Annotated in this window: 15 protein-coding genes; 4 read left to right on the plus strand and 11 right to left on the minus strand. The window is 71.0% G+C overall.

Going from position 1 to position 19072, the window contains the following annotated elements:
• Window positions 1-13: 13 nt before the first annotated feature.
• The 3 genes from ABN028_RS03730 to tkt all read right to left on the minus strand — a co-directional run bounded on the left by ABN028_RS03730 (window position 14) and on the right by tkt (window position 4907).
• Entirely contained in the window at window positions 14-1627 is a 1614-nt protein-coding gene (locus tag ABN028_RS03730; protein ID WP_349695624.1) for a phosphoglucose isomerase-related protein, read from the minus strand.
• Entirely contained in the window at window positions 1624-2730 is a 1107-nt protein-coding gene (tal, locus tag ABN028_RS03735) for a transaldolase (protein ID WP_349326547.1), read from the minus strand. The genes ABN028_RS03730 and tal overlap by 4 nt, the downstream gene beginning before the upstream one ends.
• Before the next feature lie 71 nt (window positions 2731-2801).
• Window positions 2802-4907, minus strand: coding sequence for a transketolase (gene tkt, locus ABN028_RS03740; protein ID WP_349695625.1), 2106 nt, complete (start codon window positions 4905-4907; stop codon window positions 2802-2804).
• 287 nt (window positions 4908-5194) lie between these two features.
• Here tkt and ABN028_RS03745 point away from each other — a divergent pair, with 287 nt between their 5' ends.
• Both ABN028_RS03745 and ABN028_RS03750 read left to right on the plus strand, forming a co-directional pair.
• Window positions 5195-6133: a heme o synthase gene (locus ABN028_RS03745; protein ID WP_502877546.1), complete on the plus strand. Its 939-nt coding sequence runs from the start codon at window positions 5195-5197 to the stop codon at window positions 6131-6133.
• A gap of 16 nt (window positions 6134-6149) precedes the next feature.
• Entirely contained in the window at window positions 6150-6902 is a 753-nt protein-coding gene (locus tag ABN028_RS03750; protein WP_349695626.1) for a tyrosine-protein phosphatase, read from the plus strand.
• A gap of 261 nt (window positions 6903-7163) precedes the next feature.
• Here ABN028_RS03750 and ABN028_RS03755 read toward each other — a convergent pair whose 3' ends face one another.
• Window positions 7164-8213 (minus strand): aldo/keto reductase, encoded by a 1050-nt coding sequence (locus ABN028_RS03755; RefSeq protein WP_349695627.1) that lies wholly within the window; start codon window positions 8211-8213, stop codon window positions 7164-7166.
• Between the two features lie 184 nt (window positions 8214-8397).
• On the minus strand, window positions 8398-9909 hold the full coding sequence (locus ABN028_RS03760; RefSeq protein ID WP_349695628.1) for an MFS transporter: 1512 nt from the start codon (window positions 9907-9909) through the stop codon (window positions 8398-8400).
• 267 nt (window positions 9910-10176) lie between these two features.
• Between ABN028_RS03760 and ABN028_RS03765 the strand changes: the two genes are divergently transcribed.
• A complete protein-coding gene (locus tag ABN028_RS03765) occupies window positions 10177-11850 on the plus strand; it encodes a DEAD/DEAH box helicase (protein ID WP_349326553.1) in 1674 nt (557 codons plus the stop codon).
• On the opposite strand, the gene ABN028_RS03770 is transcribed toward ABN028_RS03765, so the two are convergent.
• Together ABN028_RS03770 and ABN028_RS03775 are read right to left on the minus strand one after the other, a co-directional pair.
• Window positions 11827-12381, minus strand: coding sequence for a pyridoxal-phosphate dependent enzyme (locus ABN028_RS03770; protein WP_349695698.1), 555 nt, complete (start codon window positions 12379-12381; stop codon window positions 11827-11829). The genes ABN028_RS03765 and ABN028_RS03770 overlap by 24 nt on opposite strands.
• On the minus strand, window positions 12275-12784 hold the full coding sequence (locus ABN028_RS03775) for a pyridoxal-phosphate dependent enzyme (protein WP_349695629.1): 510 nt from the start codon (window positions 12782-12784) through the stop codon (window positions 12275-12277). Before ABN028_RS03775 ends, ABN028_RS03770 begins: the two co-directional genes overlap by 107 nt.
• A gap of 84 nt (window positions 12785-12868) precedes the next feature.
• Between ABN028_RS03775 and ABN028_RS03780 the strand changes: the two genes are divergently transcribed.
• Window positions 12869-13774, plus strand: coding sequence for a LysR family transcriptional regulator (locus ABN028_RS03780; protein WP_349695630.1), 906 nt, complete (start codon window positions 12869-12871; stop codon window positions 13772-13774).
• Window positions 13775-13815: 41 nt separating this feature from the next.
• On the opposite strand, the gene ABN028_RS03785 is transcribed toward ABN028_RS03780, so the two are convergent.
• The 4 genes from ABN028_RS03785 to ABN028_RS03800 form a co-directional block, all read right to left on the minus strand.
• Window positions 13816-14748 carry a COX15/CtaA family protein gene (locus ABN028_RS03785; RefSeq protein ID WP_349695631.1) on the minus strand — a complete coding sequence of 311 codons (933 nt, stop codon included), beginning with the start codon at window positions 14746-14748 and terminating at the stop codon, window positions 13816-13818.
• 276 nt (window positions 14749-15024) lie between these two features.
• A complete protein-coding gene (locus ABN028_RS03790) occupies window positions 15025-15855 on the minus strand; it encodes an ABC transporter permease (protein WP_349695632.1) in 831 nt (276 codons plus the stop codon).
• Window positions 15852-16787, minus strand: a complete 936-nt coding sequence (locus ABN028_RS03795; RefSeq protein WP_349326560.1) for an ABC transporter ATP-binding protein — start codon at window positions 16785-16787, stop codon at window positions 15852-15854. Before ABN028_RS03795 ends, ABN028_RS03790 begins: the two co-directional genes overlap by 4 nt.
• Before the next feature lie 31 nt (window positions 16788-16818).
• The gene (locus ABN028_RS03800; protein WP_349695633.1) at window positions 16819-18888 is read right to left on the minus strand and encodes an endo-1,4-beta-xylanase; all 2070 of its coding nucleotides are present in this window, start codon (window positions 18886-18888) and stop codon (window positions 16819-16821) included.
• Between the last annotated feature and the right edge of the window lie 184 nt (window positions 18889-19072).

A 19072-nucleotide genomic window follows, 5' to 3' on the forward strand; every position in this document is an offset into this window, starting at 1 on the left:
GCACGTCGTTCGGTCATGGGCGCACCGTCTTGACGGCGGCGATGAGCTGGGCAAGGCCAGCTCGACGATCGGTGAGATGCAGGCGTACGACGGGTTGTCTGGTGGCGATCAGCACCCGGGCGTCGCCTGCGGCCTGGGCCCGCTGGAGCTGGCCGAAGGTGTACGGACGGTCCGGTACGGCGAGGTCCTCGGCCACCTCACCGGTGATCTGGACGAAGCCGCCGTTGCGGTGCCCGCCCTTGTGGTACTGCCCGGTCGAGTGCAGGAACCGTGGGCCCCATCCGAACGTCGTCTGGACGCCGCTCGTGGCCGCGACAAGAGGGCGGAGCTCTGCCGCATCGGCCTCGCCGTCACGGTCGAGGTAGGCCTGCAGCGCGAGATAACCCGTCTCTGGGACGAGAACGTGCAGGGACGCGAGGAGCGCGGCGAGCGACTGCTCGCCGCGCAATGTCGAGGGGTCGCCGTAGACCTCGACCGCTCCTTCGGTCAAGGCGAGCGGCATCCCGTCTCCGGCCTCTGGCGCATCGAGCAGCGCCCGCGCCTGCTTCTTCGCCTCCTCGACGTTCGGCTGGTCGAAGGGGTTGATCCCGATGACCCGGCCGGCGATCGCGACGGCGGCCTCCCAGAGCTGGAACATCGCGCCGAGGGGTCCGCTGGTGAGGACCTGGCCAGGGACCTGGTGTTCAGGCGTGCCGATGGAGACCCTGGTGCCGGCACCGGCACCGTTCCAGCCGGGTGTCGTGGCCGACGTGCGGCCGACGTCGACGGGCAGCAACCCTCGCCCGTCCTTGCCGGTGGACTCGGCGACGAGCTGTTCGACCCAGGCGGGGAAGCCCCTGATGGGCGTGGCACCGTCGCCCAGCACGACCTTCTCGAGGCCCTGCTCGTGAGCCGCGGCGAGGGCGGCGGCCAGCGTCAGGGCGGGGTTGTCCGGGGTGGACTCGGCGAGCGCCGGAAGGATCGCCTCCGCCTCGTCGAGAAGCTCGGCGACGTCGGCTCCCGCCAGTCCGGCCGGCACCAGACCGAACGCGGTCAACGCGGAGTAGCGCCCGCCCACCTTGGGGTCGGCGAGGAACACCTTGCGGTAGCCCTCGCTCTCGGCCAGCTCGGCGAGCGGAGAGCCCGGGTCGGTGACGACGACGATCCGGCTCGGGCCGTCGATACCCGCATCGGCGAACGCCCGGAGGTAGGCGCGGCGCTGACTGTCGGTCTCGACGGTGGAACCGGACTTGCTGGACACGACCAGCACGGTCCGGTCGAGCCGGTCCGCGAGCGCCCGTCGGACGACGGCGGGGTCGGTGGAGTCGAGGACCGTCAGCGCGACGCCGGCGGTCGCCGTGATCACCTCGGGCGCCAGCGACGAGCCGCCCATTCCGGCAAGGGCGATGTGGTCGAGTCCTTCCTGGCGCAGCTCTGCGGACAGGGCGTCGATCTCGGCGAGCAGTGGCCGCGACGTGCGCGGGGAGTCGACCCAGCCCAGCCGGATCGAGGCCTCCTCCTGCGCCGCCGTACCCCACAGCAGGGAGTCGCCGCGGGCCAGTGCCGGCGCGACGTCGTCGTCCACGAGTGCCCGCAGGACCGCCCCACAGGTGGGCTGGTCGACCTCGACCCGGACGGCGTCGGTCACCGGTGGGCCCCCAGCTCCCTGCTCACTGACTCCAGCAGTTCCTTCCAGCTGGCCGCGAACTTCTCGACGCCCTCGTCCTCCAGGACGCCCACCACGTCGGCGTAGCTGATGCCGAGCGCCTCGAGATCGTCGATGACCTTGCGGGACTCGGCGTAGGTGTCGAGCACCGTGTCGCCGCGCGTCTCGCCGTGGTCGGCGTATGCCTCGATCGTCGCCTCGGGCATCGTGTTGACGACGCCGCGGGTCACCAGCTCGGTGACGTAGATCGTGTCGGGCAGGCTCGGGTCCTTCGTCGACGTCGACGCCCACAGCGGCCGCTGCGGGTGCGCACCGGCGGATTTCAGCGCCTGCCAACGGGCACCCTCGAAGACCTCTTCGTACGCCTGGAACGCGAGGCGGGCGTTGGCGATCGCGGCCTTGCCGCGCAGAGCCCTGGCCTCGGTCGATCCGATCTTGTCCAGCCGCTTGTCGACCTCGGTGTCGACCCGGCTGACGAAGAACGACGCCACGCTGCCAATGCTCGACAGCTCATGGCCGGACGCCTTTGCCTGCTCCATGCCGGTGAGGAACGCCTCCATCACCTCGCGGTAGCGCTGCAGGCCGAAGATCAGGGTGACGTTGACGCTGATGCCCTCGGCCAACGCCGTCGTGATGGCCGGGAGTCCTTCGCGCGTCGCCGGGATCTTGATGAAGAGGTTCGGCCGATCCACGAGCCACCAGAGCGCGCGCGCCTCGGCGATCGTCTTCTCGGTCTCGCGCGCCAGCCGGGGGTCGACCTCGATGGACACCCGGCCGTCGACGCCCCCGCTCGCGTCGTACGCCGGACGGAGGACGTCGCAGGCCCAACGGATGTCGTACGTCGTGATCGCGCGGACGGCCTCCTCGACGTCGACGCCGCGGACGGCGAGGTCCCGGGTCTGGTCGGAGTAGACCTTCGCGTCGGACAGCGCTTTCGCGAAGATGGTCGGGTTGCTCGTCACGCCGACGACGTGCTTGTCGCGAACCAGCTCGGCGAGGTTGCCCGAACCGAGTCGCTGCCGGGACACGTCGTCGATCCAGATCGCCACGCCCTCGTCGGCGAGGGCCTTGAGTCGGTCGTTCATCTGGGTCCCCTTCTCATCGTCTGCGATGGCGGCGCAGGTTGGCGCAACAGCCCTGGCGGGCTGGCCCGTCCCTACCCGCGAGCGGCGGCGATGCTCTCGCGGGCCGCCTGCGCGACCGTTTCCCCTGTCAGTCCGAACTCGGTGAACAACGTCTTGTAATCCGCTGAGGCGCCGAAATGTTCGAGTGAGACGATCCGGCCGGAGTCGCCGGCGAAGCGGTACCACGGCTGGGCGATGCCCGCCTCGACACAGACCCGCGCCTTGACGCCGGGCGGGATGACGGTGTCGCGGTAGGCCTGGTCCTGCGCGTCGAACCACTCGACGCACGGCATCGACACGACCCGGGCCGCGACGCCCTCGGCCTCGAGCTGCTCCCGGGCGGCGACGGCCAGCTGGACCTCCGAGCCGGTCGCGATCAGGACGACGTCGGCCACCTGGTTTCCTGGAGCGTCGACGAGGACGTAGCCACCCCGCGCCACCTCGCTCGCCGGTGCGAACCCGGTGCCTCCCGAACGGTCGAACGTCGGGACGTTCTGCCTGGTGAGGGCGAGTGCCTTGGGCGCGTCGGAGTGAGCCATGACGTGCTGCCAGGCGGCCGCCGTCTCGTTGCCGTCTGCCGGGCGGATGACCTCGAGGCCGGGAATGCCGCGCAGTGCCGCGAGATGCTCGACCGGCTGGTGGGTCGGACCGTCCTCACCCAGGCCGATCGAGTCGTGGGTCCAGACGTAGATCACCGGCAGCTTCATCAGCGCGGCCAAGCGCACGGCGGGGCGCATGTAGTCGCTGAACACGAGGAAGGTGCCGCCGTACGGACGGGTGCCGCCGTGCAGGGCGATGCCGTTGAGGACCGCGCCCATGGCGTGCTCGCGGACGCCGAAGTGCAGGACCCGGCCGTACCAGTCACCGGTGAACTCCTTCGTGGAGTATTCCGGCGGGATGAACGACGGCTCGCCAGCCGGCGTGGTGTTGTTGGAGCCGGCCAGGTCCGCCGAGCCACCCCACAGCTCCGGCAACACCGGAGCCAGTGCGGTCAGCACCTCACCGGACGCCTTGCGGGTCGCGACGTCCTTGCCCGGCTCGAACGACGGAATCCGGTCGGTCCAACCCTCGGGCAGCCGGCGCGAACGCATCCGATCCAACAGCAGGGCCTGGTCGGGGTGATCGTCGCGCCAGGCCTGGAAGGTCTCCTGCCATTCCTCGTGCACCTTCGCGCCGCGCTCGCGCAGTTGGCGGACGTGGGCGAGCACCTCCTCGTCGACCTGGAAGCTTCGGTCGGGGTCGAAACCGAGGACGCGCTTGGTGGCGGCAACTTCAGTGGGCCCGAGGGCCGAACCGTGCGCCTTGCCGGTGTTCTGGGCGTTGGGTGCCGGCCAGGCGATGATCGTCTTCACGATGATGAGCGACGGTCGGGCGGTCTCGGCGATCGCCTCCTGGTACGCGTCCCACAACGCCTGGACGTCCTCGACGTAGCCATCGGCGCGGCGCCACTCGACCGTCTGGACGTGCCAGCCGTAGGCCTCGTACCGCTTGGCGACGTCCTCGGACAAGGCGATGTCGGTGTCGTCCTCGATCGAGATCTGGTTGGCGTCGTAGAGCGCGATCAGATTGCCGAGCTTCTGGTGCCCGGCGATTGCGCTGGCCTCGTGGGTGATGCCCTCCTCGATGTCGCCGTCGCTTGCGAACACGAAGATCCGGTGGTCGAACGGGCTGGTCCCCGGCGCGGCGTCAGGGTCGAGCAGGCCACGCTCGCGGCGGGCCGCCATCGCCATCCCGACCGCGTTGGCGAGGCCCTGGCCGAGCGGGCCGGTCGTGGTCTCGACGCCCGCGGTGTGGCCGTGCTCGGGGTGGCCGGGGGTGCGGCTGCCCCACTGGCGGAGATGCTTCAGGTCATCCAGGTCGAGCAGGCCGGCGAAGAAGAGCTGGACGTAGAGCGTGAGGCTCGAGTGGCCACAGGACAGGACAAACCGGTCACGACCCATCCAGTCCGGGTCGGCCGGGTCGTAGCGGAGCAGACGTTGGTACAGGAGGTACGCCGCGGGGGCGAGGCTCATGGCCGTTCCAGGGTGGCCCATTGCCGGTGTCTCGACCGCGTCCATGGCCAGCACCCGAACGGTGTCGACGGCGCGCTGGTCGAGATCGGTCCACTCGAGGCGGTTACTTCTGTCGTTGGCGCTCATGTGCGTCGATCGGCTCCTGCTCGCGGATGGAAAACTCTGTTGAACATCACCGATTCGGAGCCTACCCATGCTCCGTGCCGCAGCGGTGGCCGCCGCATGACCATCGGGTCTCTGGTCGCACCCTGTGCACGGATGGGCGACCTCCCGCTTCTAGACTGACGGCTGCTTTCTGTCCGGCCGGCCCGGTTGCCGGCGTTGCTGGTTTCGCTCCCGAGGTGTACGTGACAGCTGTCGGCTCCGAGTCCTCGCTGGGCGAAGCAGGGTCCTCGCTGGGCGAAACCGGGCGTTTGCCGAGCGAATCCGGCACCCTGGTGACCGAACCGGCTGGCGTTGGTCCGGCGACGTGGCGCGACGTTGTCGGCGCCTACGTCGCCCTCACCAAGCCGCGGATCATCGAGCTCCTGCTCGTCACCACGATTCCGGTGATGTTCCTCGCCGCCGGGGGAGTGCCACCGCTCGGGCTGGTGCTTGTCACGGTGGCGGGCGGGATCCTCGCGGCCGGAAGCGCCAACACCCTCAACTGCGTCCTCGACCGCGACATCGACGAGCGGATGCGCCGCACCCGGCGCCGGCCGTTGCCCAGGCACGCCGTAAGCCCTCGCGACGCGCTGTGGTTCGGTCTCGCGCTGGGTGTCGTCTCGACCCTGGTCCTCGGGCTGGCGGTCAACTGGCTGTCGGCGGTCCTCGCCCTGGCGGCCAACGCGTTCTACATCTGCGTCTACACCCTGATCCTCAAACGGCGTACGCCACAGAACATCGTGTGGGGCGGCATCGCCGGCTGCTTCCCGGTCGCCATCGGGTGGACCGCCGTGCGGGGGTCGCTCGACTGGGCGCCGTTGGCGCTGGTCCTCGTGGTGTTCTTCTGGACGCCGCCGCACACCTGGACGCTCGCGATGCGCTACCGCGACGACTACGCCGCGGCCGGTGTGCCGATGCTGCCGGTCGTCGCGACCGAACGCGCCGTCGCCTGGCAGGTCATGGCGTACTCTCTCGCGACCGTCGCGGCCTCCCTCGCCCTGTGGCCGATCGCCCCCACCGGGTGGTTCTACCCGGTAGCCGCCTCGGTGCTTGGCCTGGTCGTCCTGGTGGAGGCGTACGCCCTGATCCGGCGGGTGGCGCGCGGCCGCAGCGGGCTCGACCTGCGTCCCATGCGGTTCTTCCACTGGTCCAACCTCTATCTCGCGCTGCTGTTCGTCGCCGTCGCCCTTGATCCGCTGTTGACCTGAGGAGGTCCGACCGTCGATGACTGTGCCGGCAGCCCCCACCGATCGGAACGAACCACAGCATTCGCCACTCCACCTCGACTGGCCCAACTGCCTCAACGCCCGCGACGTCGGCGGGCTCCCCACGACCGACGGTGGTCGGATCCGGGAGCGGGCGCTGGTGCGTACCGACAGCCACTCCAAGCTCACACCGGAGGGAATCGCCGCCGTCCATGCCTACGGCGTGAGCCGGATCATCGACCTGCGACGGAACCGGGAGTGCGAGGCGGCGCCCAGCCCCTTCGCGGCCGACCCGCTCTACCGCAACCTCGAGGTCCAGAACCCAGCCGATCCGGACCACCAGGCGCTCGACCTCGCCGACATCTACCTCACGATGCTCGACCTGCGGCCGACGCTCTTCACGGCCGCCGTCGCGGCGATCGCCGACGCCCCGCCCGGAGCGGTCGTCGTGCACTGCGCAGGCGGCAAGGACCGGACCGGTGTCGTGGTCGCGATGGCTCTGCACGTGGCCGGCGTCGACGAGGAGACGATCGCGGCCGACTACGCACTGACCGAGGCGCAACTGGTCGAGGAAAGCGCGGCTTTCCTCGCGGCGGTCGAGGACCAGGAGTTGCGTGAGGCCTACCGCCGTCTCCAGCCCACGCCGCCGTCGAACATGCTGAAGGTCCTCGGTCACCTGGACCAGCGCTATGGCGGAGTCCCGGGCTATCTCGAAGCCGGCGGCATGAGCACCGCGCAGGTGGGCGCGCTACAGGATCGTCTGCGCGCCTGAGCCAGTCCGGCGGGTGCGGACTGGACACCTCTTGGCCCCGACGAAGCTGACGGTGAATGACCACGCTGAGCATGCCTGGTGCCTGCAAATGACCACGCTGAGCATGCCAGTGGTCCCCGGAAAGGCATGGATGCATGTCCCGGCTACCACAGGCATGCCCAGCGTGGTCATTCACCACCGTCGGCGGCCTACCCAGCGTGGTCATTCACCACCGTCGGCGGGCCTACCCAGCGTGGTCATTTGCGGCTCTCGCCGAGGTGATCAGCCGGACAGGGTGGACTCGATTTCGCCGAGTTGCTCGGTGGTCAGGGTGATCGCGCCGGCTCCCGCGTTGGACTCGAGCTGGGCGAGCGTCGAACTGCTGGGAATCTGCGGTCCCATGCCGGGCAGCGTCAGGAGGTACGCGAGAGCCAGCTGGTTCACCTCGATGTCCCAGGACTCCGCCAGCTTCACCAGCTTGCGTACCGATGCCAGCCGTTCCGGCGTCGCGACCGCGGCGAGCTTGCCCTCGTCGTGCAGCCGGTCACCGGCACCCGCCCGGGCGGGGTCGAGGTAGCGGCTCGTCAACAGCCCGCCGGCGAGCGGGCTGTACGGGATGTAGGCGACGCCGTTCGCCGCACAGAAGTCGAGCACGCCGCGGTGTGGCTCCGTCTCCCGGCCGAGCGGGTCGTACTGGTTCTGCACGGCGACCGGTCGGCACCGCCGCGACAGACCCGACGCCACGTCGAGGTACGTCGCGAGCTGGTCACGACTGAAGTTCGACACGGCGAAATACCGGACGAGGCCCTGGCGTACGACGTCCTCGACGGCCTCGAGACTCTCCTCGACCGGCACCGTGTCATCGGGGCGGTGGAAGTAGAGCACGTCTACATGGTCCAGCTGCAGTCGCGCGAGCGACGCGTGGAGAGCGTCGAGGATGTTGCCGCGGGACAGCCCGCTGTGGTTGGGTGTCGCGCCGTCCATGCCGCCGTGGATCTTGGTCGCGAGAACGACGTTGCGTCGCTGGTCGGGGTTGGCGCGGAACCACCGTCCGATCAGGCGTTCGGAGTTGCCGGAGCCGGCGTTGTAGCGGTTGGCGGTGTCCCAGAAGGTCACGCCGAGCTCGATGGCCCGGTCGAAGATCGGGAAGGCCGCGCGTTCGTCGACCCGCGCGGCGTCGCCGGTGTCCGGGTAGCCGAACTTCCAGGTGCCGAGCCCGATCACCGATGCCCGTAGGCCCGAGGCGCCGACGAGACGGTACGTCATCCCGTGGTACTCCTCGGCCATGAAGGGGACGTCGTAGAGATCAGGGCGGGGAGTCAGGTGGTCCATGCGGTCCTCTCGGCAGGCGTGGCGCAGGGGGAGTACGCCGACGATGATGCCCGAACCGGCACGCGCTTCGGAAGGCGCTTTCCCACACCGGTCGCCCAGGACCGGGGGTGCGGACGGACGGCAGGCGAGGTACGGATGACGCACGGGCGAGGTACGGATGACGCACGGGCGAGGTTCGGATGGCCTACGACCTGGTCCCTCGGGTGTCCTCGAGCGGCTGCTGGCTGGTGCACGGAGCCTGGCAGGCATGGTGAACGCCTGGCAACGGGTTCACGTGTACCGGCTGGCCCCTGCGTACCGTCGCGAATGCCACCAACCCACCCACCCCACACAGCACGGCGCTGATGAGCATGGCGCGCCCGAAACCGGGGCCCAGTGGGCTGTCGGTCCCCGCGCTGACGCCAGCGACCGGGGGGAGGACCGCGACCGCGAGCAGGCCGGCCGTCCGGGCCACAGCGTTGTTGACGCCAGAGGCGGCACCGGCCCGCTCATCCGAGACCGATGCCAGCACGGTGGAGGTCAGCGGCGCGACAGTGATCGCCAGACCGAGGCCGAAGACGACGATCGCGGGGAGGGCGTGGGTCCAGTACGAGCTGCCCGGCACTATCCGCGCCATCAACGCCAGCCCGGCGCCGGCCACGATCGGCCCCAGCGTCATCGGCACCCTCGGCCCGACGCGTTGGGCGAGGGCGCCCATCCGCGAGGACAACAGGAGCATGAGCACCGTGATCGGGAGCGTGGCGACGCCCGCCGCGAGTGCCGTGTAGCCCAGCGACTGCTGCAGTTGTAGGGCGAGCAGGAAGAGCGCGCCGCTGAGTGCGGCGTAGACCGCGAACGTCGTGAGGTTGGCTCCGGTGAACTGCGGCGAGCGGAAGATGTCGAGCCTCAGCAGCGGATCGCGCTGCCAGGTCTCCACCAGCGGGAACGCGACGAGTCCGACGACGCCGAGCACCGCCGCCACCACGCTGACCGGCTCCCAGCCGCGGGCTGGAACCTCGATGAAGGCGTACGTCACGCCGCCGAGCCCTAGGGTGATGCAGGCGGCGCCGAGGACGTCGAGCCGGCGCGGGGCTGCGGGATCCCGGCTCTCCGGTACGTGACGCAGCGTCACCCAGAGTGCCGCTGCCGTGAACGGCAGGCTCAGGAGGAACACCCACCGCCACGACGCGGCGTCGACCAGCCACCCGCCGAGGAAGGGACCGATGGCCGACGAGACGCCGGTCAGCCCGGCCCAGAGCCCGACCGCGGCCCCCCGGTCCTCTCCCCGGATGCTGGCGTCGATGAGGGAGAGGCTTCCCGGAACCAGGAGTGCGCCGCCGACGCCCTGGACCAGGCGCGCGGCCACGAGGACCGGACCGGTCGGAGCGAGACCGCAGGCCAACGAGGCGATGGTGAACGCCACAAGACCCAGCGTGAACACCTTCCGCCGGCCGTAACGGTCGCCCAGGACCCCACCGAGGAGGAGCAACGCACTGAGCGTGAGGAGATAGCCGTCGACGACCCACTGCTGGACCACGAGTCCGCCGCCAAGGTCCCGGCTGATCGCCGGAAGGGCGATCGTGACCACGGTGCTGTCGAGGAACGCGATACCCGAGCCGAGCACGGTCCCCACGATCACCCACCGGCCGCGGCTGGAGTCGAGCGGCAACGACAGCCGCGCGGCAGGGGCGTTCGGTCCCTGCGGTGGCTGGTTCATCGGCGTCCCCCGGGATCGTTCCTGGCCCCACCATCGTGCGCGATCGACGGCGGCGAAAGCGGGAGGACGGACCGGATCGACTGAACGAGTCCTGGTCCGGGTACACTTCCACCCGACGGCCTCCGCCGTCTCTCCTGCGGGCGAGCCGCCCGCGTGGTCGCTTTCCGAGTGTTCCGTTCGGTCCGGTGCCTCAGTCGCCGGATGTCGTGCGAGCCTTCGACCGGAAGTCGCGGCCGCTTGTCCAACACGACGGAGCATTCCTTCTTCATGCCACAAAGCCCTAACACGTCCACGCCCCGTGCCCGAACCAGCTCGTCCTCGCGGTCCGGCAAGGGCCAGCGCCGCGACAACCCGAACTCCGCCCGCTCCGCGAACTCCGGTTCCCAGGGCGGTCGTCGTACGTATGGCAACCAGTCGTCCGGTGAGCGCCGTGGCGGAAGGTCCAACGACCGTGGCCGGTTCGCCCGACGCCAGTCCGCACGACCCGCGACCCAGCCTCGCCCGGCCGACGCCGATCGGGCCCGTGAGCGGGAGCTCGACGCCGCCCTCGACGCGGCCGCGCAGGTCGAGCCGGCCGATCTCCCGGAGAGCTTCTCCGACACCGACCTGCCCGAGCGACTGGCCGAAGCGCTCAGCCGTCGCGGCATCCGCCGGCCCTTCCCGATCCAGGCGAGGACCCTGCCCGACGCGCTCGCAGGACGAGATGTGCTCGGCCGGGCGCAGACCGGCTCGGGCAAGACACTGGCGTTCGGGCTGCCGATGCTCGCCGCGCTCGCCGAAACAGTGCGGGAGCGGACGCCCGGCAACCCTCGCGGACTCGTCCTCGTCCCCACCCGTGAGCTGGCCCAGCAGGTCGCGGACGCACTCGCGCCGTTGGGCCGGCGGCTCGGCATCGAGCTGACGACGGTCTACGGCGGTTCCTCGATGCGCCGTCAGGTCTTCGCCCTCCGTGATGGTGTCGACATCGTGGTCGCCACGCCGGGTCGTCTCATCGACCTGATCGAGCAGGGCGAATGCCGTCTCAGCGACGTCAGGATCAGCGTTCTGGACGAGGCCGACTACATGGCCGACCTCGGATTCCTCCCGGCGGTGACCCGCATCCTCGACCTGACGCCGGCCGGCGGGCAGCGGATGCTGTTCTCGGCGACCCTCGACCGCGGCGTGAGCCGGTTGGTCGGCCGGTACCTCAGTGACCCGGCATTCCATGCCGTCGCCGCGGCAGCCGCACCGATCGAGTCGGTGGAGCACCGGGTCTTCACCCTGCGCCCAGAGGACAAGGTCGAGGTCGCGGCCGAGATCGCGTCCCGACCCGGGCGTTCGCTCTTCTTCGTACGCACCAAGCACGGCGCCGACCGCCTGGTCCGCCAGTTGCGCCAGTCCGGCGTCGAGTCCGTCGCCATCCACGGCAACCTCAAGCAGGGTGCCAGGCGCAAGGCGTTGGCCGGGTTCTCGGCGGGCTCGCCCCGGGTGCTCATCGCGACCGACGTCGCCGCCCGGGGCATCCACGTCGACGACGTGGACCTCGTGGTGCACTTCGACCCGTCCGCCGACCACAAGGACTACCTCCACCGCTCAGGGCGGACGGCGCGGGCCGGTGCCACCGGGACGGTCGTGTCGCTCGTCCACCACGACCAGCGGCGTGAGGTCGACCGGATGCACAAGCAGGCCAAGGTGAGTGCGACGGCAGTCGACGTCGAGCCCGGTCACACCGCGGTGCGTGACGTCGCCACCTCCGGCACGCCGATCGTCGTACGACCGCAGGCGACCGCCTCCGGCCGGCCAGCCCGCAGCGGTCGCCCCACCAACGGGCGGGGGCGCCCGAGCGGCAACCGGCGGAGCTCGTCCAAGAACTCCTGGCGTCCGCACGACCACCAGACCGCGGACGGTTTTCGCCGCGGACGCCCCAAGGGCCAGGTCTCACGCGGCCAGCAGGCTTCGTAGCTGGTCGAGCGAGGCGTTCGCGCCGGTACACACGATGCCGACCTGACGCCCGGCGAACCTCGGCGGATCGCCCAGAACGACCGCCAACCCGGCCGCGCCCGCACCCTCGGCGAGGGTGTGGGCGTGGCTCAGTAACAACCGCTGGGCGGCACGGATGTCGTTGTCGCTGACGAGGACGAAGCCGGCGAGACCGTCCCGCATCAGTTGCTGCGTCAGCGCGAAGCCGCGGCCGGTCGACAGCCCTTCGACCTCCGTACGGTTGGGGCGCTCGACCAGGTGCCCCGCATGCCAGGAGTCGTGCGCGGCCGGCGCGGCGTCGGACTGGACTCCGATCACCTCGATGTCCGGCGCGAGGGTACGCACCACCAGGCTGGCCGCGGCGGCGTTGCTCCCACCTCCCACCGGTACGACGATGACGTCGAGATCAGGTGCCGCCGTGAGCAGTTCGAGGTAGGCCGTACCGACGCCGGCGATCAGCGCGGGTTCGTCGGCAGGGCTGACGAGCCGAGCACCACACCGGCTGGCGAGCAGCGTGGCGGCGGTCGCGGGCCTCCTCGAGCGTCGTGCCACGCAGCACCACGGTGGCGCCCAACGCCTCGACCGCTCGGTGCTTGGACTCGTTCGCCCCTTCGGGCATGACGACCGTGCAGGGCGCGCGGAACTCCCGGGCCGCGTAGGCGATCGACTGGGCATGGTTGCCGGTCGAGTAGGTCACCACACCACGGTCGCGCTCGGCGGCCGGCATGGTGGCGAGCAGTGTCAGCCCGCCGCGGACCTTGAACGCACCGGTGGGCTGGACGTTCTCGTGCTTGACCACCACATGAGCCCCGCACGCCGCGTCCAGGGCGGGATAGGACCAGGCCGGTGTGGGCGGCAGGTGCGGCCGGAGCGTCTGACCGGCGCGGAGGACGTCGGTGAAGCAAGGTAGGCGCATGGCTCCAGGCTCCGGCACGGTTTCGTATTCGTCCAATGCCACTTGTCTCGATGTTCCATAGATCGCATCGATACAATGCACCGCATGCTCGACGTCGCCCGGCTCCGGGTCCTCGCCGCGGTCGCCAAGCACGGCTCGGTCACCGCCGCGGCGCGTGAGCTGCACTACGCCCAACCCTCGGTGAGTCATCACCTTGCCCGGTTGGAGGTGGAGACCGGCGCCCGCCTGGTGCAGCGGGCCGGACGCGGGATCCGGCTCACCGAAGCCGGACGGATGCTCGCGGCCCGGGCGGAGGAGATCCTGGGGCGGCTCGACGCGGCGGAGGCGGAGCTGGCCGCGCATGTGGGGTTGCGGCGGGGGCGGGTTCGGCTGGCCGCGTTTCCCTCGGCCCTCGGCACCGTGGTCCCCGTGGCGGTACGTCGGCTCGAGGAAGTGGCACCGGGCGTCGAGCTCTCCCTGGCCGAGGCGGAGCCACCGGAAGGTCTCGCGATGCTGCGGTCCGGCGAGGTCGACGTGGCTCTGGTGTTCCGGCACGGCGACGATCCCGACGAGGGCAGCGACAGCGACCTCCGGCTGGCGCACCTGCTCGACGAGGCCATCTACGTCGTCACCAGGAAGGGCAGCCGCAGCGACGGCCCGCGGACCGACGTCGCCACCTTCGCCGACGAGTCGTGGGTCGCGGGGTGCGAACGCTGCCGTGCCGACCTCGTGCGGCGCTGCGGCGAGGCCGGGTTCGCCCCGCGGATCGCCTACACGACCGACGACTACGTTGCTGTGCAGGCCCTCGTGGCCGCGGGCATGGGAGTGACGACCCTCCCAGCTCTGGCGCTCACCGCATCCCGGCATCCAGGCGTACGGATCGATCGGTTGCACGGCTCGGTGCGCCATGTCGCCGCCGCGACGTACGGGCATCCACCCGACCCACCAGCGGCGGCCGCGCTGGTCTCCGCGCTCCAGGAGGTATGCCGGGATTTCGCCCCGGCGTTCTGAGCGAAGCGTCAGGGTCAGCCGGCCTCGAGCGGCGGAAGCCCTCAGACGGTCGCGAGCCGGGCCTGGTCCTCGTCCGCCGAACCCGTTGGGTCGTCGGCGCGTTCCTGCGTACCGACGACCACCCAGGCCGCCATCGCCACGGTCACCGCCGCGCCGAGCAGGTGGAGGCCGACGAGCACGACCGGCAGGTCGGTGGCGTACTGCACGAAGCCCACCCCTCCCTGGGCCACCTCGACGGCGAGCAGCCACGTGGCCGCCCGGCGGGCCCGCGCGGGTGCGCCGGTCGCGTGGAGGGCCAGCAGGAGGCCGACAGTGAGTCCGACGAGTAGGAACACCAGATCGGCGTGGAGTTGGCTGAGCATCGCGGAGTCGAGACCGTTGCGCGGAGCGCGATCGTCACCGGCGTGGGGTCCGCTCCCGGTGACGACGGTGCCCGCGTACATCACGGCGAAGGTGGCCCCGAGCGCCACCTGCGCCAGCCGGCGGACGGCGGACGGGACGGTCGGCACGGGAGCGCCGCCACCTTCCCGGGTACGTCGGACGAGCACCACGGCGACCGCGATGAGGGCCGGCGACACCATGAAGTGCGCGGACACGACCCACGGGTTGAGCTCGGTGAGGACGGTGACGCCGCCCATCACGGCCTGGAAGGGCACGCCGAGCAGGAGAACGGTGGACAGCCGTACGAGGTCGGGCCGGCGCGGCCGGAGGCGCAGGGCGGCGAGCCACGCCAGGCCGACGGCGATCGCGACCGCGAAGGTGAGCAGCCGGTTGCCGAACTCGATCGTGCCGTGAATACCCAGCTCGGGATGGGTGGTGAGCGACTCCGCGCTGCACCGCGGCCAGGTCGGGCAGCCGAGGCCGGACCCGGTGAGCCGGACCGCGCCACCGGTGACGACGATCCCGACATTGGCGACGAGGGCGGCCACGGCGAGCCTGCGCATCAGTGCCGCGGTGGGGCGGGGGAGTGACACGCGGTAAAGCGTAGGTACCACCGCCACCCGCGCCCCCCTCGGGTGTCCGGCGCCCCTGCGGGGGTCCACCTCCACACCAACCCGTTCTTCCCGTGATCATGATCGTGATCATGAAGGAAAGTCGTGTATACGCCGAAAGTCTTCATGATCACGGGAGGGCGCCACGCGCACAGGGGAAATGGGAGTGCGCCACGCCAAGGAGAAATGGGAGGGCGGCCACGCCCATGATCATGGGAGTGCGCGCCCCGCTGGAAGTCGTGACGAGAGGGCGGGCGACTACTCCCAGCGGAAGGTGCGGGCCGTGGCGATCCCGCCCAGGACTGCCCAGCCGAGGAGGACGCCCACGAACCCGCCCACACCGCCCCAGGAGGGACCGGAGAACGCATGACGCAGTCCCTCCGCGAGCGCCCCAGATGGCAGCCAGCCGATCACCGGCTGCAGGAGCACGGGGTACGCCTCCACAGGCACCAGGGTCGCTCCACCCACGAGCAGGAGGATGTAGACGAGGTTGGCCGCCGCGAGGGTCGCCTCCGCACGGACGGTCCCCGCCATCAACAGGCCGAGCGAGGAAAACGCGCAGGTCCCCACCACCAGCAGCACCAACGCCGCCGCGGCACCGCCCACACCCACGCCGGGTCGCCAACCCAGCAACCGGCCGGCGCCCACCACCAGGACGAGTTGCAGCATCTCGACCAGGACGACCGCCAGCAGCTTGCCGGCCAGCAGCCCGGTCCGTGACAGCGGTGACGTGCCGAGCCGCTTGAGGACGCCGTACCTGCGTTCGAACGCGGTCGCGATGGCCACGCTGGTGAAGGCCGTCGACATGACGGCGAGCGCGATCACGCCGGGCACCAGGAGGTCGATCCGTCGCGCGCCGCCGGCCGCCGATCCGAGGTCGAGCCCGGGCGCGAGCGCGCCGATCACCAGCAGCAGCAGCGGGATGACGAGCGCGAGCACCAGTTGTTCGCCGTTGCGGAGCAGCAGGCGCGCCTCCATCAGGCCCTGCGCGAGGACCATCCGGGGCCAGGGCGCGCGGCCCGGCGCGGGCGCGAACGTCCGTCCCGCCGCCGACGTCCCGGGCTCCGACGCCGCGGACCGCGGGGTCACCGGTGCAGCTCCCGCCCGGTGAGCTCGAGGAACACGTCCTCGAGGCTGTGCCGCTCGACGGCGAGGTCGTCAGGGAGTACGCCGTTGGAGGCACACCACGCCGTCACCGTCGCCAGCAGGTGCGGGTCGACCGTCCCCTGGATCACGTAGCTACCGGGCAGGGGTTCGCGTACCTCGCAGCCTTCGGGCAGTGCCGCGCGCAGCGAGCGCACGTCGAGCCCTGCGGGACCGCGGAACCGCAGCGTGTTCGCCGCTCCCCGCGAGGTGAGCTCGGCAGGGGACCCGGACGCGATCACGGTTCCGTGGTCGATGACGTGGACCTGGTCGGCAAGTCGTTCGGCCTCGTCCATGTGGTGGGTGGTCAACACCACCGCCACCCCGTCGGTGCGGAGGTCCTCGATGAGCTCCCAGGTCGTACGCCTGGCCAGCGGGTCGAGGCCCGCCGTGGGTTCGTCGAGGAACACGAGTTCCGGCCGCCCGACGATCGCCATCGCGAGGGCGAGGCGTTGGCGTTCGCCGCCGGAGAGCCGGCGGTAGGTGGTGGCACCGCAGGAGCCCAGGTCGAGCCGGCGTACCAGCATGTCCACATCGAGCGGATGGGCGTGCAAACGGGCGATATGCCGCAGCATCTCCACGGCGCGTACGCCGGACCAGGCGCCGCCGTCCTGGAGCATGACGCCGAGCCGGGGCACAAGCTGTCGCCGGTCGCGCACCGGGTCTAGGCCGAGCACGCGAACCCGTCCGCCGCTCGGTCTCCGGTAGCCCTCGCAGGTCTCGATCGTCGTCGTCTTGCCGGCGCCGTTGGGCCCGAGAATCGCCGTCACGGTGGCCTGGCCGACCGTGAGGCTCAGCCCGTCGACAGCGGTGACGGCGCCGCTTCCCCGCCCGTACCGCACCACGAGGTCCTCGACCTCGACGACGAGCTCACCCACGAAGGCGAGTCTAAGAGGCGGTCCCCTCGCGTCACGTGACCCGCCTCCTGCCGTGCTTCCGGGCGTACGCCATCGCCGCGACCGCCACGGCCAAGGCGACCGGCGGTGCGAGCAGGAGGGCTGCCCGGACGCTCCCGGCCGACCTGACGTCGGGCCACGGCCACCAGCCGCCACCGGAGGTCCCACGGGTGTCTGGAGGCGACGTCGCCGGCGGGTCGACCACGACGGTCACCAACGTCCCGGCCCGGCTCGGCATCGACACCCGGCGGCGCTCGACCGCCTGGCCGACCTTGACGCTGACGTCGTAGTCGCCGAGGAAGCCCCGGGTCGTGTACGCGCCACCGCCGTTCGTACGACCGCCAGCCCGGGTCCACCAGTCGTGGTAGATGAGGTTCCGCCACGCGGCCGCGTTCGGCTTGGGCGTGAAGTCTGCCCGGTACATCGCCGCCGACGGACTCCAGTGGATCGGCTCCCAGAACCCCCACGTGGTGATCCGGGTGACGGCCGGATGGCTGAACGCCACGGTGAGGAAGTCGCGGGTGTAGTCCGCCTGGAGGGCCTCGTCGGTGGTCGTCACGTCGAACTCGCTGACCTCCAGCGGAACGCCGAGGCGGGCGTACCGGTCGAGGATGGGGACGAGATCGGCGGGTGGGGTCAGCTGTGGTGTGGCGAAGTGGGCCTGGAATCCGACGCCCTCGACGGGTGCGTCCTCGTCCCGAAGCTTCTCGACGAGCGTGAAGAGATAGTCCTGGTGGCGGCGGTTCCAGCCGTGGTCGTCCAGAATGTCGTAGTCGTTGACGAACAGCCGCGCGGAGGGGTCGGCCCGGTCAGCCAGCCGGAACCACGACGCCACCTCGTCCGGTCCGAGGACGTCCTGCAGGTCGTGCATGGCGTACGGCTCGTTCAGGACATCCCAGACGTCGATCGTGCCGCGTAGGGCGCCCACCTCGTCGCCGATGTGCCGGTTGACCCGTTCCCGCAGGAGCGCCGGTCGGTCCCTCAGCTTCCGGACGTCCTCGGGCATCCGCCGCCAGCCCGGCCACAGCAGGGCGTGCCCGGTGGTGGTCATTCCCGCCGTACGCATCCAGTCGAGGGCGGGCAGGGTGGCCTGCCGGCGATGTCGGGTGTTCTCCCACGCCGACCATTTGAGGTCGTTGCCAAGCGTGCCGTGGTTGAACGTGGACCGCAGCACCTGTTGGTACTGGGCGTGGGAGCCGAGGGTGGCGGCGTCGACCGCCGTACCGAACCTGAACGCATGCGCACGCATGGCCACCTCCACCTCGGCCCCGCGTACCGGCCGGCCGGCCGCGTCGCGCACCCGGACCTCGAGGTTGCCCTTGCGGTAGGTGTCGATGCGGGCCCGTGCCTCTGCGCGCCAGGTGGCGTCCTCGCCCCGCCCCTCGTAGGTCGAGGACGGGAACCCCGGCGGGTCGCCCGGGCCGAGGTCGCGGAGCGAGAAGCCCGCGATCTGCAGCGTCTGCGGCCCGTGACCCAGCCAGAACGACGCCTGGGCAGCGCCTGCCGGGTAGCTGCCCGCGACCCGGAAGGGGTACTCGTACTCCCGCCACTCGGGTCCGAACTCGAGCGCGACCGACACCAACTTGCGGCGGTCGCCGCCGGCCTGCTCGACGTTGAACCGGGCGTGGGCGTCGGCCGCCCGAAGCGACCGGCCCCAGAACCTCACCACGACCGCGTGCCCGTCCCGCAGCGGCACGGCAGTCCGGGCCGCCATCCTGATCTCCCGTTCGCCGTCGGCGTACGGGCTGGTGGGCGGTGAGGCGACGGTGAGCTGGAGTGCCCGCTTCAGTCCCGGTCCGTCGGGGATCGTGCCCGGTCGGACGGGAACGATCCGGGGCCGACGGATGTCGCCGGTCCTCGCGGAGTCGGCGAGGGCGCGAAGTGGATCGGGGCCGAGCACGTCGCGGGGGGCGGCTGACATGTCAGCCTGTGGCGCCGAGCCTGCCGTGCCTGCCGTGCCTGTCTGCGGCGCTGCGGCTCCGGCGCGTACCGGCGGGGCGAGGGGGACGAGAGCACTGGCGCACAAGACCGCGACCGCGCCGAGGAGCGCCCACCGCCCGGACGTACGCATCGGAGCCCACACGCGGACCAGCCTCCACCATCGTCCGACGGTCGCCTCCGGCCGACACGCGTACGTTTCCTGGCGGTTCGATGCCACGACAGAAGGGAACGGATGTGACGAAGGTCGCACCTGCCCGCATGCGACCCACGCCGGCGACTTAGGTGCGCCTCACTAGCCGGCGCCGCCGAATAACAGCACAATGAAG

It is taken from the genome of Actinopolymorpha sp. B17G11, from assembly GCF_040196095.1.
GTDB lineage: Bacteria > Actinomycetota > Actinomycetes > Propionibacteriales > Actinopolymorphaceae > Thermasporomyces.